The organism is Aquabacterium sp. (assembly GCF_041915145.1).
GTDB lineage: Bacteria > Pseudomonadota > Gammaproteobacteria > Burkholderiales > Burkholderiaceae_C > Aquabacterium.
In genome coordinates this window covers 1-26464 of record NZ_JAYSBZ010000027.1, presented here as the reverse complement: position 1 = coordinate 26464, position 26464 = coordinate 1, and the positions used below count along the sequence as shown (strand labels likewise).

Genomic DNA, 26464 nt, shown 5'->3' with positions numbered 1-26464 from the left:
CGATCACTGGGGTCTGGGTGCGCGCACTCAGTTTGCCGCGCCGGCGGCGGCATCGTGCGCCGTGGTCAAGGCCGTGTAGTGCCCGATCAGTGCCAGCAATTCTTCTTCGCTGTAAGGCTTGCCGAGGTAGTGGTTCACACCCAGTTCGGAGGCGTAATCGCGGTGCTTTTGCGCGATCCGCGACGTGATCATGACCACCGGCAGGTCGGCCAGACGCTTGTCCGCGCGGATGTTGCGTACCAGATCGAAGCCGTCCATGCGCGGCATCTCGATGTCGGACAACACCACCGCCGGGCGCTCTTCGGCCAGACGCTCGAGCGCGTCGAGGCCGTCCTTCGCCAGGGTGACGCGGTAGCCTTCGCGGGCCAGCAGCCGCTGCGTGACGCGGCGCACGGTGAGCGAGTCGTCCACCACCAGAATGAGCGGCACGGCCGGCGCAGCAGGTGCCTCGGCTTGCGCCACCGGCACCAGCGGGGCGCCCGCTTCAGCCTCGGCAGGCTGCAGTGCCGCCAGCGTCATGGCGCGAGCTTCTTCGCCGTACACCGTGGCCAGCGCCACCGGGTTGTAGATCAGCGCCACGGCCCCCGACGCCAGCAGCGTCATGCCGGCCAAGCCAGGCAAGCGCGCCAGTTGCGGCCCGAGGTTCTTCACCACCACTTCCTGGTTGCCCAGCACTTCATCGACGTGCAGCGCCACGCGTTGCGCCGCCGAGCGGATCACCACAATGGGCAGAGTGCGAGCGGCCTCGGTGCCGCGCGGGCTGATGTGCAGCAGCGAGCCCAGCCAGAAGAACTGCAGGGTCAGATCGGCAAAGGTGTAGACGCCGCTTTGATAAGCCTGCTCGACCTCGGCCGGCTTGGCGCGGCGCACGATCTCGATCAGGTGGGTCGGCACCGCCACGGTGGTGTCGCCGCAGCGCAGCATCACCACCTGCGTCACCGCCGTCGTCAAGGGCAGCACGAGCTTGAAGCTGGTGCCCTGGCCGGTGGCCGTCGCGGTCTCGATGCGACCGCCCATGGCGTTCACTTCGTTGCGCACCACGTCCATACCGATGCCGCGACCGGCCAGCTCGGTCACCGTGTCGGCGGTCGAGAAGCCCGGCGTGAAGATCAGGCTGGCGAGTTCGGCCTCGGTGGGCTGATCGGTCGATTGCAACAAGCCCTGGGCGACACCCTTCTGGCGGATGCGCTCGAGGTTGAGGCCGGCACCGTCATCACGGAACTCGACGCTCACTTCGTTGCCTTCCTGGCGCAACGACACCACGATCAGGCCGGATACGTCCTTGCCCGCCGCCTGACGAGCTTCCGGCGACTCGATCCCGTGCGACACGCAGTTGCGCAGCAGGTGCTCGAACGCCGGGGTCATGCGATCCAGCACGCCGCGGTCGACTTCAGTCGAGCCGCCCACGATGTCGAGCCGCACCTGCTTGCCGGTTTCTTTTGCGGCCAGGCGCACCACGCGGTAGAGACGATCGGACAAGCCCTCGAACTCCACCATGCGCGTGCGCAGCAGGTCGTCTTGCAAGTCGCGCGTCAAGCGGGCCTGCGTGGCCAGCTGGTCTTCGGCCGTTTCAATGGTGCGCTGCAAGGCGCGTTGCACGGTGGCCACGTCGTTTACCGACTCGGCCATCATGCGGGTGAGTTCCTGGAAGCGCGTGTAGCGGTCGAACTCGAGCGGATCGAAGTCCTTCGCCTCGGCCCGCGCAGCTTCCATGCGGGTGCCCATCTGCGTTTCGGCTTGCAGCTCGATGTCGCGCAGTTGCTGGCGCAGACGCTCCAGGTTGTCGGTCAGGTCGTTCAGCGAACCGCGGATCTGGGTCACTTCGGAGGCCAGACGCGAACGCGAAATACTCACCTCGCCGGCCTGATTGACCAGCCGATCCAGCAGCTGCGCGCGCACGCGCACCGCGCCTTGCGCAATACCCGCGTGCGTCTTGGCCATGACCGTGGCGGCCTGGGCCACCGGATTCATCGCGAAACGCGACCAGTCAATGGCCCCGCCAGCCGGCGTCGCGGCAGGAGCCACGGGAGCCGATTCGGCCGCCGCACCTTCGGCTGGCGCATCCACCACGGGCGGCAGGCTCTCGGCCACCGTCGGCACGTGCACGACGGGCGCTTCCAGCGGCTGCATCACGGCAGCCGGTGCCGGCGTGGCTTCAACCACGTGCTGCGTGGCCTGCTCGTAAGCCTGCGCATCCTGATTGCGCAGCGCTTCGAAGACTTCGTTCAACGCGTCGGCGTTGCCTTGCAGGTCTTCAACGTCGCCGGCTTGGATGTTGCCGCGAGCCAGCAGCTTCTCGATCGCCGACTCCAGCCGGTGCGCCAGTTCGCCCAGGCGCATCGCACCAGCCAGACGCGCCCCGCCCTTGAGCGTGTGCAGCGTCCGCATGCAGGCCGTGGAGGCCGACGGATCGCCAGGACGACGCACCCAGTCGCGCATCTGCGAAGCCAGCGCCGGCAGCAGCTCTTGCGCTTCTTCCTCGAAGATCGGGAACAAGTCGGCGTCCACCGCGTCGACGGCATCGAGGTCTTCATCGAACTCGGTGCCCGTGCCGCGCGGCGCGGTGTGCACGGGCTGCGCGGCCGTCGTGGCCACGTGCAGCGGCTCCAGGGCCTTGAATTCAGGCTGACCCAATTCGCCCGGCGCAGTAGCCTCGTGCTCTTCGGCCACGAAGGTCGCCAGCAGGTCCGGCGCCAGCTCGGGCTCGACCACCGGGGGTGCGTCAAAGGCCAGCACGGCATCGGCCGACTCGGTGGCTTCATCCGTCACCAAGGGCAACTCATCGAGCGCCGAGTCGGCCTCGCTCACCTCGGGCGCATGACTGCGCGCCTCCAGGCGCTGCGCGGCGTCGCGCTCCTGCTCGGTCAAGCGATCGAGCAACGTCTGCGCCGGAGCCTTCAGGAAGCCCGCCGCGAATTGATGCAGCAGGCGGCGAATCTCTTCGGCCACGTCGCTGTACAACTGCGCGTCTTCTGGCGTGCCGTTGCCCAGCGCCTGGCTGCGCATCAGCGCGTGCTCCAGCTGGCGTGCCAGATGCGACAGATCCTGGAAGCCGACCGTGGCTGAATTGCCAGCCAGCGAGTGCGCCAACGCCACCGCTGCGTCGCTCACCGAGCGGTGCAACTCCATCGACCATTCGGCCAGCTCGGTGGTCAGGCGGCGCGACAGCTCGTCGGCCTCGTTGAGGAAGATGTTGAACAGGGGGATGCTGATGCGCAGCGACCCGATCACCTTGACTTGCTCGTTGGCCGAATCATCGGCGCCCTCGGTCGCCATCTCGGGCTCGACCACTTCGGGAACCGGCGTCGGGAACTGGATCACCTCGGCGGTCGGCACGGCTTCGGGCTCGGCCACCGGCGCCATTTCGGGCACCGATTCAGCGCCCGACGACAGATCGAGCGCCAGCGGTTCGACGGTTTCGTCCAGCGAAGCCAGGCGGCTCGGCGTGGTATCGACGAAATCGTCGTGCCGCTCGGGCTCGACGGCCGACAGATCGAACGTCAGCTCGGGCGCCTGGGCGGGCTCGAGGGTCTCGACAACCGGCACCGCTGCAGCCTCGGACGGCCCCTCAAGCGCCGACAGGTCGAGACTGAACGCCACCGCCTCGGGCGCGGGTACCGCTTCAGGCACCTCGACCACTTCGACCGGGGCGGCCATTTCCACCGCCTCGAAGGCTGGCGCATCGATCACCGGCTCGGCAATCGGCGCGGCCTCCACCACCTCGGGCACGGCCACAGGGGCCTCGCCGACCGGAGCCAGCGGGATGTATTCGCCATGTTGACGCAGAGCGTCAGCACTGCGGCAGATCGGCTCACGACGGCCACGATCAGGCGAGCGCGCCTCGATTTCGTCCGTCCAGACGCGCATCGAATCGAGCGCATCGTGGGTCAGGGTCTGCAGATCGGGGCTGGCCGGGTGCTGCGACGCCAGCCAGGTGTTGTAGAGCTGCTCGCAGGCCCACCCGGCCTCGCCGAATTCGTTCAGCCCGACCATGCGCGAGCTGCCCTTGAGGGTGTGGAACGCACGGCGGATGACCGTGATCTGCTCGATGTTGCTCGGCTCGGTCGCCAGATGCTGGAGCGCCTCGCGGGCGTTCTCGATGACCTCGCGGGCTTCTTCCAGGAAGATGCCGCGCATCTCGTCGTCTTCTTCGAGGCCGGTATCGACCACCGTCGGCGCGGCCACCGGGGCCAAGGGCGGCGGAGCAACCGGCGTCGGGACGGGAGCCGACACCACGGCGGGCGCGACCGGCTCACCCGGCGCGCCGAGTTCATCCAGGCCGATCGGCTCGGACACCGACTCGACGAAGTCGGCCATGGCCTGCGCCACCTGCTCGCGGGCGGCGTGCACGGTTTCGGGGCCGGCGCCCGGTTGCTCGGCCTGCTCGAGCGCGGCTTGCGCGTTCGAGATCGAGGCGGCCAAGGCCGGCTGTTCGGTCACCACCGATTCGTTCGACAGCAGGTTCAGGCTGTGCGACACGTCGGCCAGCGGCACGGCGTCGGAGGCCACAGCCTCGGCCACCGATTGGGCCTGCTCGATCAGACGCGGCGCGTCCGGGAAGGTCAGCGCAACCGGCGGCTCAGCGACCGGCTCGGGTGCACTTCCGGGCGCGGCTTCGGCGCGGCGCCCCATCAGCGATTTCAACAGACCGGTGTCTGCATCGAACTTGAACAGCGACTTGGCCAGCTGCGGCTGCACGCTGAGCATGTCGATCAGGAAACCCAAGGCTCCCAGGTTGCTGGCCAGTCGATCGAAGTAGCCTTCGGCGGCAGCCTGCTGGGTATCGATCTGCCCGCCCGTGAGGCGATCGATGTCGTCGCACATCCGTACGACGGCCTGCGAGGCCTGACTCAGGTCGAGCACCGAGAACACGCCGCGCATGGCCTTGAGCTGGCCCGGCACCTGGATCAGGGGGCCGCGTTCGTCGGGCTTGCGGAAGAATTGATCGATCTGCTTTTCGGCCTCGGACAAGCTGTTGCGCAACTCCTGCACCACGCTGCCCATGGTCTGACGGTCGGAGACGCGGCGGTAGAGCTCCTCCATCCAGCTCTCGAGCGGCTCGGGTTCGGCGCCCGCGCGCACTGCTTCGATGCGGTCGGCCAGACGCTTGACGCGCTGTGCCTGATCGGGGTGGTCGAAGTCGCCGTCTTCGAGCGAGGCTTCGAGGTAGAGCACGCTGGTCGCCACCTCCATGGCCAGCGGTGCCGGCGGCATCGCACCGGTCTGCACCGTGCGAGCCATGGTGTTTTGCAAGGCGTTCGACAGCGACTCGCCCTCGGGGTACAGGCGCACGAGCGAATCGCCCACCAGGGCGAACTGCTCGGGCAGGCTGGACAGCCGCAGCAACTCGCCACCCGCCACGGCCGACCACACCTCTTTGGCCGAGGCGACCCGCTTGCGAGCTTGCGTGATCCAGGCCGGGTCGAAACGACCCAGGTTGGCGGCGTGGTAATCGACCGGTTGCTCTTCGGTCAGCTCGTAGGCCGCGCGGGCCGCGTCGAGATTCGGCGTGGCCTGCGCGCCGGCCACCGTGCGAGCCTGGGCGCAAAAGAAAAGCAGGTCTTGCGCCAGACGCTGCGGCGAGTCGTTGTTGCCCGCCAGTTGCCCGCGCAGTTGCGCCAGCAGCCGCGATGCCGCGCGCTTGGTGTGCAGATCAGACGTGATGCGGCCTTCAGCCTGCCCTTCAAAAAGGGCGGCGGCGAGCTTCCAGAGCGTGGCGAGCTGCCCCGCCTGCCCCCCCGCCATGTCGGCACACAGGCTGGCCATGCGGCGCAGCGCCTCGGCGCCCGGGTTGCGCATCACGGTCAGCAGCAGCGATTCAAACTCGTTCAGCGCCTGGGCATCGGCTGCGCGCGGCGCGCCCATGGCCTGCGAGCTCCAGTCGCGCCAGCGCCAGTCGTTGGGCCACAGATCGGCCGGGTGCGCGCGTTCGGCGCCCGCCAAAGTCTGCAAAGCCTGGTATTGCGGATACAGCGCCACGGCCGGCACCGGCTTGCCGGCAAGCAAGCGGGTGATGTAGTCGAGCAACGCGAACGAGGCGCGCTCGATCACGTCTGCGGCGGCGGAATCCAGCTTGTGCGGCTTGGCCACGAAGCGCTGCACGGCGGCCTCGCTGGCGCGCAGCAGGGTGGCACCCGCGCTCAGGTTGACCAGCTCCAGCGCGCCCACGCCCTGGTGCACATGCAGACGCGCCGTGCGCAACACGGCGGGGTCGACCGCGTCGACATCGGAACCCGAGTTGGCCTCGGCTTCCTTGAGGTAGCGACGCAGCGCCTTGTGCGCAGTGTCCAGCGATTTACGCAGTTCTTCCTGAACCCAGGCCAGGGCGCTGAGATCGTTGTTGGACTCGTTAGTGCGAGTATTCATCCGGCGGCGCCTTCACACAGTGTGAAACAGAAGAGAGCGGGGTCGATCAGGCAATCTTGAATCGCGACACCGACTGCTTCAGTTCCTCAGCGGTCTTGGACAGTTCACGCACCAGCTGGGTGGTCGAGCGCGTACCTTCTCCGGTCTGCTCGGTCACCGCGAAAATGTGCTGGATGTTCGACACCACCACGTTGGCCGATTCGGCTTCGTGCAAGGCTTGGCGCGAAATCTCTTGAATCAGGTCGGCGAGGCGGCGTGACACGCGGTCGATGTCGCCCAGCGCGGTACCGGCAGCGTCGGAGAGTCGGGCTCCTTCCACCACGCCCTGCGTCGAACGTTCCATAGCGGCCACGGCGTCTTGGGTGTCGGTCTGAATGGTCTTCACCAGCGCGGCAATCTGCTTGGTCGCATCGCCGGAGCGTTCAGCCAGACGCTGCACTTCCTCGGCCACCACCGAGAAGCCGCGACCGGCTTCACCGGCTGACGCGGCCTGAATGGCGGCGTTCAAGGCCAGCACGTTGGTCTGCTCGGTAATGTCCGAAATCAGTTCGGTGATTTCACCGATCTCCTGCGACGATTCACCCAGCCGCTTGATCCGCTTCGAGGTGTCTTGAATCTGGTCGCGGATGGCGTTCATACCGCCGATCGCGTTTTGCACAGCGGTCAGGCCGGTTTCAGCAGCCGTCAGCGATTGGCGCGCCACCTCGGCGGAGTGCAGCGCCTGCGCGGACACTTCGTTAATCCGGCCCGCCATCTGCAGCACCGACTCGCCAGTTTCGCGAATCTCGCGCAGTTGTTCGTCGGATGCGGCCAACAGTTCGGTGGACGTCGAATCGACGTGCTGCGTGGTTTCGGTCACCCGCAGCACGGTGTCTTGCACCTGCGCCACCAGGGTTCGCAGCTCTTCCACCGTGAAGTTCACCGAGTCGGCGATCGCGCCGGTGATGTCTTCGGTCACCGTGGCTTGTTGCGTCAAGTCACCTTCAGCAACCGCCTGCAGTTCGTTCATCAATCGCAAAATGGCGGCCTGGTTGGCGTCGTTGACGCGCTTGGCCTCGCGCTGCTGGCGTTCGGCTTCGAGCTTTTGCTGCTCGGCCAAGGCACGGCGGTTCTGCTGGTCGGTCATGTAGACGCGCAGCAGGCCATAAGCACCGGCCGCCACCATCAGCAGGGCCACCACGATCACGATCAGGTTGACCGTGCCCACGCCCGAGCTGGCGGTCAGGCGCGTCTGAACCTCTTCGAGGCCTTTGCGCAGGTTTTCGGATTCGGCAATGATCGCGGCCTGCGCGTCACGCGCGGCCACCAGACCTTGCAGGGTACCCAGAATGTAGGTGGCCTCTTCGCGGGTCTGATCGAACATCTGCAGCAAGGCGCCGACCTGCTCCTTGGTCTGCGCGTCCTTGGCGGCTGTCAGGTGCAACTCGCCGCTGCCCTCGGCCAGACCCTGCGCGATTTCGCGGAAGGCGTTCAAGTCCTTGCCCAGCAAGAACACGGCTTCGGTCGACACGCCCTCCACGGTCAGGAATTCGTTGGCGGACTTGCCGATGCGCTGCGTCAGCATCACCAACTGACCAGCCGCCGCGATTTCAGCCGGCGCGGCGTTTTGCTGCACCTTGAGCTGCGAGATCGAGTCGGCCAGCTCCATCAAGTCGGACGACTGCTGGTTCACCTCACGCAACGACTTGCCCACCTTGGTCAGCACGGGCTGCTGACCAAGCAGCACCTTGGCGTTCTTTTCGGCGTGGTCCACCAGCGGCAACACGGGCGCCAGGGCGTCTTGCATCGACCCCGGCACAGCGGTCAGCCCCATGGCCGAATCACCAGCCTTCAGCCCACGCGTGCTGCTGGCCAGCACTTCGATCGAGTTCTTCACTTCCGGGAACGCCCCGGCGCTACCAATCAGGGCTTGCGACACCGATTTCGCGAGCCGCTGAGACTGCGTCAGCGCGCGCCCAACGGCGCCGATCTGCGCGGCCCGTTCGTTGGCGGTCTTCACCGAGAAGAAGGCCGCCAGACCCAACCCTACGCCGCCGATCAGCAAGGTGATCAGCAAGACCCTTTGTTGACGCCCCAGGCTCCAGCGGCCGATCAGCGGCAGGCCGGTGGTGGACTCGAGCGAGACCGCATCGTCGGCGCCGGACTCCTGACGCAGACGCGTGTCGCCGAAATCGCCCGGCAACTCGGACGGCGCCGCCTCGGAAATGATGGACGAGTCGGCACCCACCGGATGAAGCGAACTGGGCGCGGCGGTATCGTGCTCGGCGCCCGCCTGCGTGGTTGCGGCGTCGCCTTGATGGTGAGCATCTTCGCCAGCGGACGAGGCTTGCGGATTGCCGGAATCCTTGATTTTGTCCAGGAAACTCATAGATACCTCTTGCTCTTATGGAGTCGCGGCGCACCTCTTGTGGCGCCCGCCACCGTTCATCAACCAACGATCTTGAGAAACGCTTCGTTGCCCGCCAGCGCTGCCAAGCCCAGCTCATGCCAGACGCGGCCTTCCGCGTCCTGCCACACACCCAGCACAAAGTTCGGTCGCGGCGACTTGTCGCCCTGATGCGCCACCAGCTGCTCACGCCCTCGCAGACCGGCAAAACGGTCGACCAGCAGGGCGCAGTTTGTTTCGAGCGACGGATTGAGCGCCACCAGGCTGGACGACTCGCGCTGCAGCGCCTCGATCGTCGCGCCGGTTGCGCGCAACCCGAGGAACACCGCCAGATCGACCACCGAATGCAGATGCCCCCGGAGGTTGGCCACCCCCAGGAACCACCGGGCCGTATGCGGCACATGCAGGCAGGTCAGGCGACCCGTGAAGATTTCACCTGCTTCAGCCAGCGGCAACAAAAAACCGCGCCCGCCAGCCTCAACGGCCAGCCAGGTCGCGGTGGCGGCTTCGTCTTTCGACGCTTGCAGTCGCTGGGCCAGCCGGCTTTGCAATTCCCTGAGGGCTTCTCTCTTGGACATTCAGTGTCGAATCATTCGGTTGTGGAGTGACTCAAACCAGCCCGCCGACCGATCAGCCGAAGGCTTTGATCTTGGCCACCAGTTCGTCGGCGTTGACAGGCTTGACGACGTAATCGCTCGCGCCCTGCCGCATGCCCCAGACCTTGTCGGTTTCCTGGTTCTTGCTGGTGCAAATGATCACCGGCACGTTGGCGAAATTGGGGTCGCGAGTAATGGCTCGCGTGAGCTGGAAACCATTTTGCCCCGGCATGACCACATCCATCAGGATCAAATCGGGTTTTTCCTCAGCCAGACGGCGCAAAGCTTCTTCGCCATTTTCGGCGGTGCGAACCTGATAACCCCGTTTGGTCAGCAGGTCGCTGAGGTGATGCAATTCGGTTTTGGAATCATCCACCAGAAGAATCTTTTGAATCGGCATGGTCGTATCCTCAGTCAGCAATCAGGCGTTTTGGTTTTATTTGCACCTGTGTAGGTCCACCCTCTATTTCGGCAGATACAAAATGCATCCGCCATCAGAAATCAGGCTGTAACACGGTGTTGTTCCACCGCTTGCAGCAACTGATCCTTGGTAAAGGGCTTGGTCAAATAATCTTCCGATCCGACCATGCGGCCGCGCGCCTTGTCGAACAATCCATCCTTGGACGACAGCATGATGACGGGCACCGTCGCAAAGTGGGGGTTGCGCTTGATGATGGCGCAGGTCTGGTACCCGTCGAGGCGCGGCATCAGGATGTCGCAGAAAATCAGGTCAGGCTGGTGATCGCTGACTTTCGCCAACGCATCGAAACCATCTTCGGCCAGCACCACGTCGTAGCCGCCTTGCTTGAGAAATATCTCGGCGCTGCGGCGAATGGTATTGCTGTCGTCGATGACCAGAACCTTCGTGGCACAAACTTCGCCGGCGGTTGCATCACTCACGAGTTGTACTCCTTCACGACGACGGCCCGCGCAGGGGCCGAATATCGAGTGAACTAGATTTGCACCATTTCAAAGTCCTCTTTGCGCGCTCCGCATTCCGGGCATACCCAGTTCATCGGCACATCGGCCCAAAGCGTGCCGGCTGCGATACCGTGTTCGGGGCAGCCGGTTGCTTCGTCGTAAATCCAGCCGCAAATGAGGCACATCCAAGTCTTGAATTCAGTCACGTTCTTCTATGAGCGCATGTCTACAATGGTCGAAGATTGTAGCGACGCGAATCCCCTGAAATGCGAGGGTTTGTGGGCACAAACACAACAATCCGGCGCCATTTCATGGTTTATTGCACAGACCCGCGGCAACCATTACCGACAGCCCGGAGATACGATTTGTGACCCGATATTTCAGCAACCGGATCGCCGCTCGCCATAAGTCCATAAGCCCAACGCTCCTATTTGCATGACCAATCCAAGCACCCACCCGCAAGCCGACCACGAAACCGGCGCCGCCGAGCAGGAGCCGCCGGCGCCTGTCTGCGTGATGAGCTTCAACGCCAGCGAGCCCAGCGGCGCCGGCGGGCTGGCCGCCGATGTGGCAACCATCTCGGCGATGGGCGCGCACGCCCTGCCGGTGGTCACCTCCATCGTCATGCGCGACACCGCCGAGGTGTTCGATTCGCACGAGATCGACCCCGAGGCCATCGTCGAGCAGGCGCGCAGCATCCTCGAGGACGTGCCCATCGCGGCCTGGAAGGTCGGCTTCCTGGGCAGCGCCGAGGGAGTCAGCGCGGTGGCCGAGGTGCTGTCGGACTACCCTGACGTGCCGTTGGTGGCCTACCTGCCCAACGTGTCCTGGCTGGACGACGACGCCGAGATGGCCTACCTCGACGCCTTCCGTGAGTTGATCCTGCCCGCCACCGAGGTGCTGATCGGCAACCACAAGACGCTGACCGACTTTCTGCTGCCCGACTGGAACGCCGAGCGCGCGCCATCGGCTCGCGAGCTGGCCGTGGCAGCTGGCGAGGCCGGCGCCCGCAGCGTGCTGGTGACCGGCATGCAACTACCCGATCAACACATCGACAACGTGCTGGCCTCGCCCGAAGGCGCCATCACCGGTGAGAAATTCGAGCGTTTCGAGGCCACTTTCGTGGGCGCGGGCGACACGCTCTCGGCCGCCATGACCGCCCTGCTCGCCAGCGGCAACGAGTTGCACGTGGCCGTGGGCGAGGCACTGAGCTTCCTCGACCAGTCGCTCGATGCCGGCTACCGCCCCGGCATGGGCAACGTGGTACCCGATCGCTTTTTCTGGGCCTTGCCGCCCAACGAGGAAGGCGAGGAGGACGCTCCCGGCGAGTTCGCCGACGATCTGCCTCCGCCCGGCAAGCGCCAGATTCACTGACCGCCGGCCGCCGGCTGCTGGCGGCCTTCTTGTTTTTCACTGCACCGCCGCCGATGTCCGACTCGAAGTTCTCCCCCACCCTCCCCGCCTCCGACCGCAACGCCCGGTTGTTCGAACGCGCGCAACGCAGCATCCCAGGCGGCGTGAATTCGCCGGTGCGAGCCTTCAAGGCCGTGGGCGGCACGCCGCGCTTCATCAGCCGCGCGCAGGGCGCCTACATCTTTGACGCCGAGGGCCGCCGCTACATCGACTACATCGGCTCGTGGGGCCCGATGATCCTGGGCCACGGCCACCCCGCCGTGCTCGAAGCCGTGCAAAAGGCCGCGCTCGACGGCTTCTCGTTCGGCGCGCCGACCGAGCGCGAGATCGAGCTCGCCGAAGAGATCTTGAAGCTCGTGCCCAGCGCCGAGCAGGTGCGCCTGGTGAGCTCGGGCACCGAAGCCGGCATGAGCGCGATCAGGCTGGCGCGCGGCTTCACGGGTCGCAGCAAGATCGTCAAGTTCGAGGGCTGCTACCACGGCCATGCCGACGCGCTGCTCGTCAAGGCCGGCTCGGGCCTGGCCACCTTCGGCCACCCCACCAGCGCCGGCGTGCCGGCCGAGGTGGTGCAGCACACGCTGGTGCTCGAGTACAACAACGTCGCGCAGATCGAAGAAGCCTTCGCCACGCAAGGCCGCGACATCGCCTGCGTGATGATCGAGCCGATCGCCGGCAACATGAACTTCGTGCGCGCCAGCGTGCCCTTCGTCAAGCGCATCCGCGAACTGTGTGACCAGCACGGCGCGCTGTTCGTGTTCGACGAGGTGATGACCGGCTTTCGAGTCGCCCTCGGTAGCGCGCAGAGCCTGTACGCCCAGGCCATCCCCGGCTTCAAGCCCGACCTCAGCGTGTTCGGCAAGGTCATCGGTGGCGGCATGCCGCTGGCGGCGTTCGCCGGCCCGCGCGAGGTGATGGCCAAGCTGGCGCCGCTGGGCCCGGTCTACCAGGCCGGCACCTTGAGCGGCAACCCGGTGGCCACCGCCTGCGGCCTGGCCACGCTGCGCGAGATTCAAAAGCCCGGCTTCTTCGACGCCCTCGGCGCGCGCACCCGCTCGCTGGTCGATGGCCTGCTGGGCGTGGCGCGCGAGCAAGGCGTGCCGATGGTGGGCGATTGCCAAGGCGGGATGTTCGGCTTTTTCTTCGCCAACGCTCTGCCGCAAAGCTACCCGGCCGTGATGGCCACCGACCAGGCGCGCTTCAACCGTTTCTTCCACGGCATGCTGCACAACGGCGTCTACCTGGCGCCTGCTCTCTACGAAGCGGGTTTTGTCAGCGCCGCGCACACCGAGGCCGACATCGCCGCCACGCTCGACGCCGCGCGCGCTGCCTTGTCCTGACGGGTGATCGGCGGTGCGGCAACCTCGCCGCATCGCCTCCCGCATTCATTTGTCTCACCACACTGAACCAGGGAGTTCTCGATGACCGCCACCTTTCGCTTCGTAGTCGCCATGTGGCTGACCAGTCTGGCCTGCCTCAGCGGGCTCGTGCAGCCGGCACGCGCAGCCGACACCCCCGACCCGCGCGAGGCCGAACAGCAGGCCGCATTCGAGGCTGTCAAGAAGGCGCAGGTCGTGGGCCCGGCCGAGATCAAGCTGCGCGACCAGGCCGTGCTGAAGCTGCCCACCGGCTACGTGTGGGTGCCCGAGCCGGCTGCGGCCCAGTTGATGCGCGCCATGGGCAACCACCCCGACGAACGCGAGATGGGACTGGTCTTTCCGCAAAGCGATGACGAGCACTGGATGGCGGTGGCCGAGTACGAATCGGCCGGCTACGTGAAGGACGACGACGCCAAGAACTGGAACGTCGATGACCTGCTCAAGAGCGTGAAAGACGGCACCGACGCCGGCAACGAAGAGCGCCGCCAGCGCGGCTTCCCCGAGCTCGAGGTGCTGGGCTGGGTCGAGAAACCCGCGTACGACGCCGGCCACCACCGGCTGGTCTGGTCGATCTCGGCGCGGCACAAGGGTGCTGCTGCCAACGAGCCCACCAGCATCAACTACAACACCTACGCGCTGGGACGCGAGGGCTACGTGACGCTCGACCTGATCTCGAGCGCCGACCGCATCGAGCACGACAAGGGCAACGCCACCACGCTGCTCGCGGCGCTCGACTTCAACACCGGCAAGCGCTACGCCGACTTCGACGCCAAGACCGACCACGTCGCCGAATACGGCCTGGCCGCATTGGTGGGCGGGCTGGCCGCCAAGAAGCTGGGCATGTTCGCGCTGGCCGCCGGTTTGTTCGCCAAATTCGCCAAGGTGATCGCGCTGGCCGCGGCGGGGGCATTCGGCGTGTTCACCAAATTCTTCAAGGGCAAGAAGGACTCCTCGACCCCACCTTCTGCCTGAGGACGTTGACGCATGTTCAAGCTGTTGATGCTGCTGCTGAGCGGCCTGAAGTTCGGCAAGCTGCTCACCACCGGCGGCACGATGCTGATTTCGCTGGTGGTGTATGCGTGGATCTATGGGTGGCGCTACGCGGCCGGCTTCATCGCGCTGCTCTTCGTGCATGAGATGGGCCACTACATCGCCGCCAGGCAACGCGGACTCGATGTGGGCGCGCCCACCTTCATCCCGTTCGTCGGGGCGTGGATCCAGCTCAAGGAGCTGCCGCACGATGCGGAAACCGAGGCCTACGTGGGCATGGGCGGCCCGCTGGTCGGCACGCTCGGGGCGCTGGCCTGCTACTTCTATGCTCGCGACGGCGGACACGAGCTGCGCTGGCTGCTGGCGGTGGCTTACGGCGGGTTCTTTCTCAATCTGTTCAACCTGATCCCGGTGTCGCCGCTCGACGGCGGGCGCATCACCGCCGTGCTGTCGCCGCGCATCTGGCTGCTGGGCGCGCCCATCCTGGTCGGGATGTTTCTGTGGCACCCCAGCCCCATCCTCATCCTGGTGGCGCTGAGTGCCGCGCCGCAGGTGATGAAGGCCTGGCGCTATCGGGCCGACGACCCTGAGCACGGCACGTATTACCAGGCCTCGGCCGAGACGCGGCTGAGCTACGCGACGCTCTACATCGGTCTCGTGGCGTTTCTGGCCCTCATGACGCACGACGTGCACGAGATGCTGGCCGGGCCCAGCTCGTCGTTCTTCTGAGCCGCGCGTTTTTACAATTCGCCCCCATGCACATTCACATTCTTGGTATCTGCGGCACCTTCATGGGCGGCATCGCCGCGCTGGCTCGCGAGGCCGGCCACCGCGTGACGGGCTGCGACGCCGGCGTCTACCCGCCGATGAGCACGCAGCTGCAGGCGCTCGGCATCGAGCTGATCGAGGGCTACACGCCCGACCAGCTCGCGCTCCAGCCCGATCTGTTCGTCATCGGCAACGTGGTGTCGCGCGGCAACCCGCTGATGGAAGCCATCCTCAACGCCGGCCTGCCCTACACCAGCGGGCCGCAATGGTTGGCCGAGAACGTCTTGCAAGGCCGGCACGTGCTGGCGGTGGCGGGCACGCACGGCAAGACCACGACCACGTCGATCCTGGCGTGGATCCTGGAGCACGCCGGGCTGCAGCCGGGCTTTCTGGTGGGCGGCGTGCCCGAGAACTTCGGCGTGTCGGCGCGGTTGGGCAAGGGTCAAACGTCGAGTGCCGCCGGGCCGTCCCAAGGCACGAGCGCCCCCTCGGGGGGCAGCGCAGCCTCGCCAGAGGCCAGCGTGGGGGCGCCATTCGTCATCGAAGCGGACGAGTACGACACGGCCTTCTTCGACAAGCGCAGCAAGTTCGTGCACTACCGGCCGCGCACCGCCATCCTCAACAACCTCGAGTTCGACCACGCCGACATCTTTGCCGACCTGGCCGCCATCGAGACGCAGTTTCACCACCTCGTTCGCACCGTGCCGGGTCAGGGCCGCCTCGTGGTCAACGCCCGCGAGGCCAGCCTGAGCCGCGTGCTCGAGCGCGGCTGCTGGAGCGACGTGGCGCGCTTCGGCGTGCGCGGCGACACGCCGGGCTGGCGCGCGCGTGGCGAGCCGCATGCCTTCGACGTGCTGAAGTCGGGCATGCAGGTGGCGCGCGTCGAGTGGAGTCTGCTGGGCGAGCACAACCAGATGAACGCGCTGGCCGCCATCGCCGCCGCCGAGCACGTGGGCGTCTCGCCTGAAGCCGCCGCGGCCGCGCTGCGCGAGTTCGCCAACGTCAAGCGCCGTATGGAAGTGCGCGGCGCGGCCGGCGGCGTCACCGTGTACGACGACTTCGCGCACCACCCCACGGCCATCCGCACCACGGTCGATGGCCTGCGCCGCAAGGTCGGCCCGAACGCGCGCATCCTCGCCGTGTTCGAGCCGCGCTCCAACACCATGAAGCTGGGCACGATGAAGGCGCAGCTGCCCTGGTCGCTCGAAGACGCCGACCTGGCCTTCTGCCATAGCGGCGGCCTCGGCTGGGACGCCAACGAGGCACTGGCCGAGATGGGCGACAAGGCCGTGGTGGCCGACAACATCGACGCGCTGGTGCAGCGCGTGGTGCGCGCCGCCCGCCCCGGCGACCACGTGCTGTGCATGAGCAACGGCGGCTTCGGCGGCATCCACCAGAAGCTACTGAACGAATTGGCTGCGCTGACGGCAAAGTAGCCCCGCCGTGATCACCCACCTCGCCTACCTGCACGGCTTTCGCTCGTCGCCGCGCTCGTTCAAGGCGCAGCGCATGCAGGCTGTGGTGAACCAACTCAACGCAGGCGGGGCGGGGCTCACCTACTGGTGTCCGCAGCTGCCGCCGTCGCCGCGCGAGGCCGTCGAGCTCGTCGAGCGCGAGTTGCGCACCTGGCCTGCCGATCAACGCGCCGTGATCGGCAGCTCGCTCGGCGGCTTCTACGCCACCGTGATGGCCGAGCGCCTGGGCTGCCCGGCCATCGTCATCAACCCGGTGGTGGAGCCGGCGCGCGATCTGGCCCGCTACATCGGCGAGCAAACCAGCCATCACGACCCCGACGACCGCTTTTTCTTCCGCCCCGAGTTCGTCGAGGAACTGAACGCCCTCGAAGTGCGCCCCACCCGGCCCGAGCGCTACTTCGCCCTCATCGCCACGGGCGACGAGGTGCTCGACTGGCGCGAGATGCAAGCCCGCTACGCGGCCTGCCCGATGCGGGTGGTGCAAGGCAGCGACCACTCGCTGCGCGATTTCGACGCCTGGCTACCCGAGGTGCTGATCAAGCTGGGGTGGCCGGCGCCGAAGCGCGACCAGCACCGGTAGCGGGTGCCGCGTCAGGGCATCACCTCGACGTATTCGTAGACCTCGCAATCGAGGATCTGCTTGCGCACCGGCAACGTGGCGCGCTCGAACCAGGCCACGGGGTCGTGGCGGTCGATCTCGCGACCGATGAAACGCAGCAGCTCGCAGATCGGCTCGACCACGTTGTTGCGGTAGCGCTCGTCTTGCTTGACGTAGCCCAGGTACATGTTCTTCATGCAATTGCTGCGGCACCACGAGAAGGCCTCGCAGCCCTCGCAAGGCATGGCCTCGGTGCGCTGCAGCGGGCTCGGGCGCAGCCAGTTGGCCTTGACGTCGCCCATCTTCATGGCCGGCAGATACATCATGTCGGGGCAGGGGTAGACCTCGCCGTTGGGCATGACGTTGAGCAAATGGCTCGACACGCGGCACTGCGTGCGCCCGGCGTAGAGCTCTTGCGCGCGCGTCGGGAAGACCTTGTTGCGCACGATGCCCATGAGCGGGATCACCGGGTAGAGCGCATCGGTGCGCGAGAAGAACTTGTCGATCAGCTGCACCAGCACGGCCTTGCGCTTGTCGACCGAATCGCCGGCATACATCTCGTCGGCCACGAACTGCCAGTAGAGGTAGTCGAACACGCCCTCTTCGCTCACCAGGCGGTCGAGCTCTTCAAACGTGGTGTCCGGGTTGCCCCAGGTGACGCGCGCCGTGACGCTGCCGCCGATGTGCTCGCGCATGGCCTTGAGGTTCTTGACCACCTGGCGGTAGATGCCGCGCCCGCGGTAGCCGTCGGTGATGGTCTCGCCGCCGTCGATCGAGGCCAGCACGTTCGACAAGCGCCCCAGCGCCCAGGGCGGCAGATCGTCGAGCAGCGTGGCGTTGGTCTGCAGCTGGAAGCGAAAGCGCGGATAGCGGCGCATCACCTCGAGCATCAGCGATTGGTTGAGCGTGGGCTCGCCGCCGTAGAAGGTGACGTACACCTCCTTGCCCGTGAGGTATTTGTCGACAAACGCCGTGAGCTGATCGAAGGTGTACTCGACGTGCGTCTGCGAGCCCAGCACCTCGCCCACGCCTAGCGAGCAATACGTGCACTTGAGATTGCACTTGAGCGTGGTGAGCAGCTGCAGCTCAACGCGCCCGCCGAGGATCGGGTCGGCATCGGTGAGCTCAGGCACGGCTTCGCGCGAGCCGGGCGAAAAGAAATGAATCGGTTGTTGAGAGGCTTCCATCGTTGTTCTTCGCATGAGGTTGCGGTTGATCCGGGCGGCGGCATCGTACGGCGCCCCGAGCCCGATCAACCTGACAGCCGCCGGCTTGTCGCCGCGAAATGCACGAGGTTTGACCTCGCTCATGGTCGCGCGCGCCCGAACGCGTCGCCACCGCCGCCGTGGCGCAGTGGGACAATCCCCCGCTTATGTCTACCTACGCCCTGTTCGATGAGTCCGGCAAGTTCTTGGCCGGGCGCGTGATGTCCGAAGCCGAGAGTTCGCTGCAGATCGAGCTCGACTCGGGCAAGCGCGTGAAGGCGAAAGCCGCCAACGTGTTGCTGCGCTTCGCCAAGCCCGCCCCCGCCGAGCTGCTGGCTCAGGCGCAGGCGATGGCCACCGAGATCGATCTCGACCTGATCTGGGAGGTGGCACCCGAAGAAGAATTCGGCTTCGAGGACATCGCCGCCGAATACTTCGGCGCCAACGCCGACGCCACCCAGAAGGCCGCCGCGCTGATCCGCCTGTTCGAGACGCCGCATTACTTTCATCGCCGTGGCAAGGGGCGCTTTCGCAAGGCGCCCGAAGACATCCTGAAGCAGGCGCTGCTGGCCATCGAGCGCAAGAAGCAGGTGCTCGCGCAGATCGAGACCTGGGCCGGCGAGCTGGCCGCCGGGCAGTGCCCGCAGCCGATCCGCGAGCAGCTCTACAAGATCCTGTTCAAGCCCGACAAGAACGGCCCCGAATACAAGGCCGTGGTGGACGCCGCCAAGCGCGCGCAGCGCGCGCCGCTCGACCTGCTGAAAGACGCCGGCGCGATCGACAGCCCGTATCAGTTCCACTTCAAGCGCTTCTTGTTCGAGTACTTCCCGAAGGGCACGGGCTTCCCGGCCGTGACGGCACCGCCGATCAAGGACGACCTGCCGCTGGCCGCCGTGCGCGCCTTCTCGATCGACGACTCGATGACCACCGAGATCGACGACGCGCTGTCGGTGCAGGGCCTGGGCTCGGGCACGGTGGTCTACGGCGTCCACATCGCCGCGCCGAGCCTGGCCATCGCGCCCGGCACGCCGGTCGATGCGCTGGCGCGCGGCCGCATGTCCACCGTCTACATGCCGGGCCACAAGATCACCATGCTGCCCGACGACGTGGTGCAGACCTACACGCTGATCGAAGGGCGCGACTGCCCGGCCGTGTCGCTCTACGTCACGTTCGACGAAGCCACGCTCGAAGTGAAGGGCAGCGAGACCAGGCTGGAGCGCGTGCCCATCGCCGCCAACTTGCGCCACGACCAGCTCGACGGCGTGATCACGGATGCGACCTTGAGCGGCGAAGCGCCGGCCGATTACGCCTTCGCGCCGGAGCTGGCGTTTGCCTTCCGCCTCGCCAAGCACCTGAAGGCTCAGCGCGAGGTGATGCGCGGCAAGCCCGAGACCTTCAACCGCCCCGACTACAGCTTCAAGCTCTTCGGCCCGAACGACGAGAACACGATGAGCGACGGCATCGAGCCGACGGGGCAGGAGCGCGTGGTGATCGGCACGCGCCAGCGCGGCTCGGCGCTCGACCTGATCGTGGCCGAGGCGATGATCCTGGCCAACAGCACCTGGGGCGGCTGGCTGCACGAGCTGGGCGTGCCCGGCATCTACCGCAGCCAGGCCAGCCTCGCGCCGGGCATCAAGGTCCGCATGAGCACCAAGGCCGCGCCGCACGCCGGCATGGGCGTCAAGCAGTACACCTGGGCCACCTCGCCGCTGCGCCGCTACGTCGATCTGGTCAACCAGTGGCAGATCGTGGCCTGCGCCCGCCACGGCCGCACCGCCGCGCTGGCCGCGCCCTTCAAGCCGAAGGACGCCGAGCTGTTCGCCGTGATCTCGAACTTCGACACCGCCTACAGCGCCTACAACGGTTTTCAATCCAGCCTGGAGCGCTACTGGACGCTGCGCTATCTGGCGCAAGAAGGCATCACCGAGCTCGACGCCGCCGTGATGAAAGAAGGCCTGGTGCGCGCCGACACGCTGCCGCTGGTGTTCCGCGCCATCGGTGCCGACGGCCTGCCGCGCGGCGCCCGGGTGCGGGTGCGCGTCACCGGCGTCGATGAGCTGACGCTCGACGTGCACGCCAGCGTCGTCGCCAAGCTCGACGAGGCCGCGCCGGCCGACGCGGCGGTCGAAGACAATGACGACGACAGCGAGGAGCCCACTGGGGCGATCACCCTGGCGATCGATGTGCAGGACGCCGACAATGCCGCCGAACCCGGCGCGGCGGCCTCCTGACCCCAGCCTCACCCAGACCCGACCACTCAGCGTCTTTCGATGAACTGGCTGCGCAAGCTCACCACCCTGCAAATCGCGCTCGGCGTGTCGGTCACGGTGCACGTGGCGCTGCTGGCGTTTCGCATCGTCGACCCCGAAGGCTTCAACAAGCTGTTCGACCAGACGCCGCTTGAGGTGGTGCTGGTCAACGCCAAGTCGGACACCGCCCCGGACAAGGCCCAGGCCATCGCCCAGCACCACCTCGAAGGCGGCGGCGAGGCCGACGCGGGCATGGTCAGCTCGCCGCTGCCGCCCTCGCCCAGCGCCGAGGTGGGCGACTCGCCCGACACGGCAGCGCGGCAGATGCAGCAACTGCAGCAGCAGCAAAACGAGCTGCTGGCGCAGATCCGCCGCGAGCTGGCGGCCATGCCGCCGCCCGACCCGCGCAAGATGTCGTCCAGCCAGCAGGCCCAGGCCGAGCAGGAGCGTCGCCGCCAGTTGCTCGACATGCTGGCAGCGATTGAAAAGCGCATCAACGAAGAAAACTCGCGCCCCAAGAAGCGCTACCTGAGCCCGGCCACGCGCGAGTCCAGCGAAGCGATCTATTACGACCAGTTCCGCCGCAAGGTCGAGCACACCGGCACGGCCAACTTCCCGACCGCCGGCGGCAAGAAGCTCTATGGTGAGCTGGTGATGCTGGTCTGGCTGAACAAGGGCGGGCAGGTGATCGACACCGAAATCGCGCAGTCGTCGGGCTCGAAGGCGCTCGACAAACGCGCCGCCGCCATCGTGCGCGCGGCGGGCCCGGAAGGCGCCCGGCCGCCGCACAAGCGCGCCCCCGCCGATCTCTGGGCCATTGCCTCGCGCTTCAAATTCACCCGAGACGCCGGGGTTGAAGCACGCTTGAGCACGGTCAACCCGGAGGCGCCGTAAGCCCGCGAGCATGGTGCCCCCCGCGAGCTCCACCGCGTGCCCACCCCTCGCTTGCCGACACCCTCGTCATGACCGCTCCAGATCGCTACGCCGTCGTCGGCAACCCCGTCGAGCACAGCCGCTCGCCGTTCATCCACGCCGAATTCGCCCGCCAGACCGGTCAGGCCATCGACTACGGCCGCCTGCTCAGCCCGCTCGACGGCTTTGCCGCCACGGTGCGCGCCTTCGCGGCCGGTGACGCGCAACACGCGGCAGCGCGCGGCTGCAACGTCACGGTGCCGTTCAAGTTCGAGGCCTTCGAGCTGGCCGCGCGCCGCTCGGCACGCGCCGAGCTGGCCCAGGCCGTCAACACGCTGCGCTTCGACTCCGAAGCCGAGGGCGGCTGGTTCGGCGACAACACCGACGGTGCCGGACTGGTGCGCGACATCACCGAGCGCGCGGGAGTCGATCTGGCCGGGCGACGCGTGCTGCTGCTGGGCGCGGGCGGCGCCTCGGCCGGCGTGCTCGGGCCGCTGCTGCTGGCGCGGCCCAAGCGGGTGGTGGTGGCCAACCGCACCGACTCCAAGGCGGCCGACCTGGTCGAGCGCCACTTCAACCTGGCCGCCGAATGCGGCGTGGCCCTGCGCGCCACCTCGCTCACCGGCTGCGGCACGGGTTTCGACGTGATCATCAACGGCACCGCGGCCAGCCTGGCCGGCGCCAGCGTGCCGGTGCCGGGCTCGGTGCTGGTGCCCGGCGCCCTGGCCGTGGACATGATGTACGGCCCCGCCGCGCACGGCTTCTTGCAGTGGGCCGCCGACCACGGCGCCCGGGGGCGCGACGGCCTGGGCATGCTGGTGGAGCAGGCCGCCGAGAGCTTCTTCGCGTGGCGCGGCGTGCGGCCCGACACCCGCCCCGTGCTCGCCTTGCTGCGCGAACGGATCGGGGGCTGACGCTCGATGAAGGCGCTGGGTCTGGGCTCGCTGGCCCGCTTCGTGGGTCTGGTCGTGGTGTGCGGCCTGGCCTTGCAGCTCTACTTTTTGGGGCGGATCGCGCTGATGCGCTGGGTGGATCCGCAGTCCACCACCTTCCAGCGCGCCGAGATCGCCCGGCTGGCCGTCGAGCAGCACCGCGTGGTCTGGAGCCAAGCCTGGCGCCCCTACGGGCAGATCAACGACACGCTCAAGCGCGCCGTGATCGCCTCGGAGGACGCGGGCTTCGCCGAGCACAGCGGCGTGGAGTGGGACGCGCTCGAAAAAGCCTGGGAGCGCAACCAGCGCGCCGAGGCCAAGGCGCAGGCGCAGCTGGCCCAACTCGAAAAGCGCCATGCCCGCGACATCGAACGCGCCCAGCGCTCGGGCCGCACCCCGCCGCCCGCCCCGCCCCCCAGCGCCAAGCCGGCCAAGATCGTGGGCGGCTCGACCATCACCCAGCAGCTGGCCAAGAATCTCTTCCTGAGCAGCGAGCGCCATTTCGTGCGCAAGGGGCAGGAATTCGTCATCACCTTCATGCTCGAGGCCCTGCTGCCCAAGCAGCGCATTCTCGAGATCTACCTCAACAGCGTCGAATGGGGCGAAGGCGTGTTCGGCGCCCAGGCGGCGGCGCGCCACTACTTTCATGTCGACGCCGCCCAGCTGGGCGCCTACCAGGCCGCGCGGCTCGCGGTGATGCTGCCGGCGCCCAAGCGCTTCGAGCAGCGTCCGGATTCCTCATACGTGCTGGGCCGCGCCGGCACGGTGGTGGCGCGAATGGGGGCGGTCGAGTTACCCTAGCGAGCATGCCCGATCATCCGAACGATCGCTACATCGCTCCGTCGCAACTGTGCATCGGCCTGCACATCCACCTCGACCTGTCGTGGATGCAGCACCCGTTCTCCTTCTCCAGCTTCAAGATCCGGAGCCTGGAGCAGATCGCCACGCTGCAAGGGCTGGGGCTGGAGCGCATCCGCTACACGCCCGCCAAGAGCGACGGCGAGCCGCTGCCGCCCAGCGACAACCCGCCGCTGCTGGCCACCACCCACGTCGAGGACCCCGAGGCGCTGCGCGCCAAGCAAGAGCGCGTCCAGCGCCTGAGCGCGCAGCATGCCCGGGTGCACGCCTGCGAACGCGAATTTTTGTCGGCCGCCAAGTCGCTCAAGTCGCTCAACCAGAAGGTCTTCGCCCGGCCCGACGAGGCGCACCACGAGGCCGACGCGCTGGTCAAGACGCTGGTCGATTCGATGCTGTCCGACACCGAGGTGGCCATCGTGCTGATGAGCGACAAGCTCGGCGGCGACGACGTCTACGACCACTCGCTCAACGTGATGCTGCTGTCGCTGATGCTGGCCAAGGAGCTGAAGGCCCCGGCCGAAGCCGCCCGGCTGCTCGGCATGGGCGCGCTGTTCCACGACGTGGGCAAGGCCGACGTGCCCGAGAACATCCTGCGCAAGACTCTGCCGCTGACCAAGGCCGAGTTGAACGCGCTGCACGAGCATTGCAACTACGGCGTGGCCATCGGCCGCAAGCTGGGGCTGTCGCACGAGGGGCTGACGATCATCGAGCAGCACCACGAGCATGTGGACGGCAGCGGCTACCCCCATGGCCTGAAAGGCCCGCAGTTGTCGCTGTTCTCGAAGATCGTCGCGCTGGTCAACAGCTACGACAACCTGTGCAACCCCGTCAATCCGATGAAGGCCATGACGCCGCACGAGGCGCTGTCGCTCATGTATGCGCAGCAGCGCGGCAAGTTCGAGGCGTTGCCGCTCGACACCTTCATCCGCTGCATGGGGGTGTACCCGCCGGGCACGGTGGTGGTGCTGTCGAACGAGACGGTGGGCGTGGTGGTGGCCGTCAACAGCTCGCGTCCGCTCAAGCCGACGGTGCTGATCTACGACCCCGACGTGCCCAAGCACGAAGCCATCGTGGTGGATCTGGAGCAGGAGCCCGACGTCGCGATCGCCCGGGCGATCAAGCCGCAGCAGTTGCCGTCGGCGATCTTCGATTACCTGGCGCCCCGCAAGCGCATCAGCTACTTCTTCGACCACCCGCCTGGCAGCGCCCAGCCATAGAAGCGGGCCCCGGCCGGCGGCCGATCAGCTCGACGACTTGGACCCACCCGAGCCGCCGAGCAGCGTCGCGACCTTGCGCTTGGGCTTGATGAAACGCGACAGGCTCGAGGCGTTGCCGCCGGCCGGCGTCGTCGCGGCGCCCTTGCGCTCCCAGACAGGGTCGGCGTTCGGGTCGGGTTCGTAGGGCTTGTCGAACAGCGGGTCGGCCGGCGCGCGGCTGGTGCGGCGCGGCATCGGTGGCGGCGGCAGCAACTCGGCGCTGCTGGCCGTGGCCTCGTTGACCTCGCGACGGCGACGCGGGCGCTCGTCGTCGAGCTCGATCGGCTCGATGTCGAGCTTCTTCTTGATGAGCTTCTCGATGTCGCCGATCAGGCGCGTGTCGGACTTGGTCACCAGCGACACCGCGAGCCCCGATGCGCCGGCGCGGCCGGTGCGGCCGATGCGGTGCACGTAGTCCTCGGCGTTGAACGGGATGTCGAAGTTGAACACCGCCGGCAGGTCGGCGATGTCGAGGCCGCGGGCGGCCACATCGGTGGCCACCAGCAACTCGATGTCGCCGCGCTTGAAGGCTTCGAGCGCCTTCAGTCGTTCGTCCTGCGACTTGTCGCCGTGCAGCGCGGACGTCTTCAAGCCTTCGCGCTCGAACGACCGCGCGAGCCGCGCCGCGCCCAACTTGGAGTTGACGAACACGATGCTCTGCGTGATCGAGCGCTCGCGCAGGATGCGCGTGATGGCGCGGCGCTTGTCGTCGTCTTCGACGCGATAAAACCGCTGCTCGACGTTGGTGGCCGTGGCATTGGGCCGCGCGACTTCAACCAGGACGGGGTCTTGCAGGTAGCTGGCCGCGAGCTTCTTGATCTCGGGCGAGAAGGTGGCCGAGAACAGCAGGGTCTGGCGCGCCTTGGGCAGGTAGCTCAGGATGCGCTGCAGGTCGGGCAGAAAGCCGATGTCGAGCATGCGGTCGGCTTCGTCGAGCACGACGTATTCGACCTGCGAGAGGATGCAGTTCTTGGCCTCGATGTGGTCGAGCAAGCGGCCGGGCGTGGCGATCAGCACCTCGACGCCGCCCTTGAGCTGGGCCGTCTGCGGCTTCATGTCGATGCCGCCGAACACGCAGGCCACGCGCAGCTGGGTGTGCTTGGCGTAGGCCTTGACGTTCACGGCCACCTGGTCGGCCAGTTCGCGGGTGGGCGCCAGCACCAGGGCGCGCACCGGGTGCCGCGCCGGCGACATGCTGGGGTTTTCGTGGCGCAGCATCTTTTGCAGCAGCGGCAGCGAGAAGGCCGCCGTCTTGCCGGTGCCGGTCTGGGCGGCGCCCATCACGTCGCGCCCAGCCAGCACGATCGGGATGGCCTTGGCCTGGATCGGCGTGCTCTGCGTGTAGCCCTGGTCGGAAATGGCGCGCTGGAGCTTGGCGTCGAGCGACAGCTCGGCAAAACGGACGACGGGCTCGGGCGCCGCGGCAGCCGAAGGAGTGGCCGCGCTGGCGGCAGAGGTGTCAGGTGAATTCATCGACCGCGATTATCCCGCGTTATCCACAGGGCGAAAACCCTGAAAACAGGCTGCGGACAAGACTTTGTCCGGATCGGAGGTATCGCGCTCGCTCCGGGCCACGTTCAGGGAGGGTCTCGGCAATGGCGCGGTGCGCCGGAGCGAGGCGATACGGTCGCCGCCAGACCCAAAAGGGCCGGGGCTCGTGGGGTCAGCCCTGAAAACTGTGGTCCTCGGGCTCGAAATCGGGTTTCTCACGCACCGCGCAGTCCGGGCAGGCCCAGTTGTCGGGCACCAGCCGCCAGGGCGTGCCGGGCGCGAAGCCTTCGCGCGGGCAGCCGTCCTGTTCGTCGTAGACGTAACCACAGTTGGGGCAGCGGAAACGAGCCATCGGGGCAGCACCTCGCGCCACGCGGCGCCTGGAGTGGGAGAGAAGCGAATCAGTGATTGTCTGTAGGCACAGGGCGCCGTGAATACGCGAACCTCCGCTACATTGTTCCGAAGCGCCGCGCGAAAACTAGCGTAATCACCAACGCCCGATGAAACATCGCCCGCGCCAATCTCGGGTCTTGCCCCTCGCCCCGCCATGGACACCCTCAGCCTGATCCTCGACGACATGCGCCTGCAAGGCGGCGTCTTCGTGCATGTCGAGCTGACGGCGCCGTGGGCGCTCGGCCTGCACACCCCGGGGCTGGCAAGCTTTCACATCAT

General features: G+C 67.1%; 21 protein-coding genes. 12 read left to right on the top strand and 9 right to left on the bottom strand.

Going from position 1 to position 26464, the window contains the following annotated elements; genetic code table 11:
• Positions 1-27 precede the first annotated feature (27 nt).
• The 6 genes from ACE3SS_RS07090 to ACE3SS_RS07065 form a co-directional block, all read right to left on the bottom strand.
• Positions 28-6366, bottom strand: coding sequence for an Hpt domain-containing protein (locus ACE3SS_RS07090; RefSeq protein ID WP_374592466.1), 6339 nt, complete (start codon positions 6364-6366; stop codon positions 28-30).
• Between the two features lie 46 nt (positions 6367-6412).
• Positions 6413-8734: a methyl-accepting chemotaxis protein gene (locus ACE3SS_RS07085; RefSeq protein WP_374592465.1), complete on the bottom strand. Its 2322-nt coding sequence runs from the start codon at positions 8732-8734 to the stop codon at positions 6413-6415.
• 59 nt (positions 8735-8793) lie between these two features.
• On the bottom strand, positions 8794-9330 hold the full coding sequence (locus ACE3SS_RS07080) for a chemotaxis protein CheW (RefSeq protein WP_374592464.1): 537 nt from the start codon (positions 9328-9330) through the stop codon (positions 8794-8796).
• Positions 9331-9382: 52 nt separating this feature from the next.
• Positions 9383-9748 carry a PleD family two-component system response regulator gene (locus tag ACE3SS_RS07075; protein WP_374592463.1) on the bottom strand — a complete coding sequence of 122 codons (366 nt, stop codon included), beginning with the start codon at positions 9746-9748 and terminating at the stop codon, positions 9383-9385.
• Between the two features lie 101 nt (positions 9749-9849).
• Positions 9850-10248, bottom strand: a complete 399-nt coding sequence (locus ACE3SS_RS07070; RefSeq protein WP_374592462.1) for a PleD family two-component system response regulator — start codon at positions 10246-10248, stop codon at positions 9850-9852.
• A 53-nt stretch (positions 10249-10301) separates the two neighbouring features.
• Positions 10302-10454 (bottom strand): rubredoxin, encoded by a 153-nt coding sequence (locus ACE3SS_RS07065; RefSeq protein ID WP_374592485.1) that lies wholly within the window; start codon positions 10452-10454, stop codon positions 10302-10304.
• Between the two features lie 250 nt (positions 10455-10704).
• Between ACE3SS_RS07065 and ACE3SS_RS07060 the strand changes: the two genes are divergently transcribed.
• From ACE3SS_RS07060 to ACE3SS_RS07035, 6 genes are all read left to right on the top strand, one after another.
• A complete protein-coding gene (locus ACE3SS_RS07060) occupies positions 10705-11643 on the top strand; it encodes a hydroxymethylpyrimidine/phosphomethylpyrimidine kinase (RefSeq protein WP_374592461.1) in 939 nt (312 codons plus the stop codon).
• A 53-nt stretch (positions 11644-11696) separates the two neighbouring features.
• Positions 11697-13019 (top strand): glutamate-1-semialdehyde 2,1-aminomutase, encoded by a 1323-nt coding sequence (hemL, locus tag ACE3SS_RS07055; RefSeq protein ID WP_374592460.1) that lies wholly within the window; start codon positions 11697-11699, stop codon positions 13017-13019.
• Positions 13020-13100: 81 nt separating this feature from the next.
• Positions 13101-14030: a DUF2167 domain-containing protein gene (locus tag ACE3SS_RS07050; RefSeq protein ID WP_374592459.1), complete on the top strand. Its 930-nt coding sequence runs from the start codon at positions 13101-13103 to the stop codon at positions 14028-14030.
• A gap of 12 nt (positions 14031-14042) precedes the next feature.
• Complete coding sequence (locus ACE3SS_RS07045; protein WP_374592458.1) at positions 14043-14777, top strand: site-2 protease family protein; 735 nt, start codon at positions 14043-14045, stop codon at positions 14775-14777.
• Between the two features lie 26 nt (positions 14778-14803).
• Positions 14804-16252 carry a UDP-N-acetylmuramate:L-alanyl-gamma-D-glutamyl-meso-diaminopimelate ligase gene (gene mpl, locus ACE3SS_RS07040; RefSeq protein WP_374592457.1) on the top strand — a complete coding sequence of 483 codons (1449 nt, stop codon included), beginning with the start codon at positions 14804-14806 and terminating at the stop codon, positions 16250-16252.
• Between the two features lie 7 nt (positions 16253-16259).
• A complete protein-coding gene (locus ACE3SS_RS07035; protein ID WP_374592456.1) occupies positions 16260-16871 on the top strand; it encodes a YqiA/YcfP family alpha/beta fold hydrolase in 612 nt (203 codons plus the stop codon).
• 11 nt (positions 16872-16882) lie between these two features.
• Here the strand turns inward: ACE3SS_RS07035 and ACE3SS_RS07030 are convergent, their stop codons facing one another.
• Entirely contained in the window at positions 16883-18076 is a 1194-nt protein-coding gene (locus ACE3SS_RS07030; RefSeq protein WP_374592455.1) for a radical SAM protein, read from the bottom strand.
• Positions 18077-18261: 185 nt separating this feature from the next.
• Here ACE3SS_RS07030 and ACE3SS_RS07025 point away from each other — a divergent pair, with 185 nt between their 5' ends.
• The 5 genes from ACE3SS_RS07025 (at position 18262) to ACE3SS_RS07005 (ending at position 24262) form a co-directional block, all read left to right on the top strand.
• Positions 18262-20325: a ribonuclease catalytic domain-containing protein gene (locus ACE3SS_RS07025; protein WP_374592454.1), complete on the top strand. Its 2064-nt coding sequence runs from the start codon at positions 18262-18264 to the stop codon at positions 20323-20325.
• A gap of 39 nt (positions 20326-20364) precedes the next feature.
• Positions 20365-21237, top strand: a complete 873-nt coding sequence (locus ACE3SS_RS07020; RefSeq protein ID WP_374592453.1) for an energy transducer TonB — start codon at positions 20365-20367, stop codon at positions 21235-21237.
• A gap of 68 nt (positions 21238-21305) precedes the next feature.
• Entirely contained in the window at positions 21306-22169 is an 864-nt protein-coding gene (gene aroE, locus ACE3SS_RS07015) for a shikimate dehydrogenase (protein ID WP_374592452.1), read from the top strand.
• 6 nt (positions 22170-22175) lie between these two features.
• On the top strand, positions 22176-22988 hold the full coding sequence (locus tag ACE3SS_RS07010) for a transglycosylase domain-containing protein (RefSeq protein WP_374592451.1): 813 nt from the start codon (positions 22176-22178) through the stop codon (positions 22986-22988).
• Positions 22989-22993: 5 nt separating this feature from the next.
• A complete protein-coding gene (locus tag ACE3SS_RS07005) occupies positions 22994-24262 on the top strand; it encodes an HD-GYP domain-containing protein (protein WP_374592450.1) in 1269 nt (422 codons plus the stop codon).
• A 24-nt stretch (positions 24263-24286) separates the two neighbouring features.
• On the opposite strand, the gene ACE3SS_RS07000 is transcribed toward ACE3SS_RS07005, so the two are convergent.
• Together ACE3SS_RS07000 and ACE3SS_RS06995 are read right to left on the bottom strand one after the other, a co-directional pair.
• On the bottom strand, positions 24287-25774 hold the full coding sequence (locus ACE3SS_RS07000) for a DEAD/DEAH box helicase (protein ID WP_374592449.1): 1488 nt from the start codon (positions 25772-25774) through the stop codon (positions 24287-24289).
• A gap of 190 nt (positions 25775-25964) precedes the next feature.
• Complete coding sequence (locus ACE3SS_RS06995) at positions 25965-26144, bottom strand: rubredoxin (RefSeq protein WP_374592448.1); 180 nt, start codon at positions 26142-26144, stop codon at positions 25965-25967.
• A gap of 195 nt (positions 26145-26339) precedes the next feature.
• Here ACE3SS_RS06995 and ACE3SS_RS06990 point away from each other — a divergent pair.
• The coding region (locus ACE3SS_RS06990; RefSeq protein ID WP_374592484.1) for a cupin domain-containing protein at positions 26340-26464 on the top strand (125 nt) is incomplete at its 3' end.

Excerpts from the sequence above, each read along its gene's own strand:
- ACE3SS_RS07045 (WP_374592458.1), top strand. The coding sequence starts at position 14,043 with ATGTTCAAGCTGTTGATGCTGCTGCTGAGCGGCCTGAAGTTCGGCAAG.
- ACE3SS_RS07065 (WP_374592485.1), bottom strand. The coding sequence starts at position 10,454 with ATGTGCCTCATTTGCGGCTGGATTTACGACGAAGCAACCGGCTGCCCC.
- ACE3SS_RS07020 (WP_374592453.1), top strand. The coding sequence starts at position 20,365 with ATGAACTGGCTGCGCAAGCTCACCACCCTGCAAATCGCGCTCGGCGTG.
- ACE3SS_RS07050 (WP_374592459.1), top strand. The coding sequence starts at position 13,101 with ATGACCGCCACCTTTCGCTTCGTAGTCGCCATGTGGCTGACCAGTCTG.
- ACE3SS_RS07060 (WP_374592461.1), top strand. The coding sequence starts at position 10,705 with ATGACCAATCCAAGCACCCACCCGCAAGCCGACCACGAAACCGGCGCC.
- ACE3SS_RS07085 (WP_374592465.1), bottom strand. The coding sequence starts at position 8,734 with ATGAGTTTCCTGGACAAAATCAAGGATTCCGGCAATCCGCAAGCCTCG.
- ACE3SS_RS07030 (WP_374592455.1), bottom strand. The coding sequence starts at position 18,076 with ATGGAAGCCTCTCAACAACCGATTCATTTCTTTTCGCCCGGCTCGCGC.
- mpl (WP_374592457.1), top strand. The coding sequence starts at position 14,804 with ATGCACATTCACATTCTTGGTATCTGCGGCACCTTCATGGGCGGCATC.
- ACE3SS_RS07000 (WP_374592449.1), bottom strand. The coding sequence starts at position 25,774 with ATGAATTCACCTGACACCTCTGCCGCCAGCGCGGCCACTCCTTCGGCT.
- hemL (WP_374592460.1), top strand. The coding sequence starts at position 11,697 with ATGTCCGACTCGAAGTTCTCCCCCACCCTCCCCGCCTCCGACCGCAAC.
- aroE (WP_374592452.1), top strand. The coding sequence starts at position 21,306 with ATGACCGCTCCAGATCGCTACGCCGTCGTCGGCAACCCCGTCGAGCAC.
- ACE3SS_RS07010 (WP_374592451.1), top strand. The coding sequence starts at position 22,176 with ATGAAGGCGCTGGGTCTGGGCTCGCTGGCCCGCTTCGTGGGTCTGGTC.
- ACE3SS_RS06995 (WP_374592448.1), bottom strand. The coding sequence starts at position 26,144 with ATGGCTCGTTTCCGCTGCCCCAACTGTGGTTACGTCTACGACGAACAG.
- ACE3SS_RS07075 (WP_374592463.1), bottom strand. The coding sequence starts at position 9,748 with ATGCCGATTCAAAAGATTCTTCTGGTGGATGATTCCAAAACCGAATTG.
- ACE3SS_RS07025 (WP_374592454.1), top strand. The coding sequence starts at position 18,262 with ATGTCTACCTACGCCCTGTTCGATGAGTCCGGCAAGTTCTTGGCCGGG.
- ACE3SS_RS07090 (WP_374592466.1), bottom strand. The coding sequence starts at position 6,366 with ATGAATACTCGCACTAACGAGTCCAACAACGATCTCAGCGCCCTGGCC.
- ACE3SS_RS07005 (WP_374592450.1), top strand. The coding sequence starts at position 22,994 with ATGCCCGATCATCCGAACGATCGCTACATCGCTCCGTCGCAACTGTGC.
- ACE3SS_RS07080 (WP_374592464.1), bottom strand. The coding sequence starts at position 9,330 with ATGTCCAAGAGAGAAGCCCTCAGGGAATTGCAAAGCCGGCTGGCCCAG.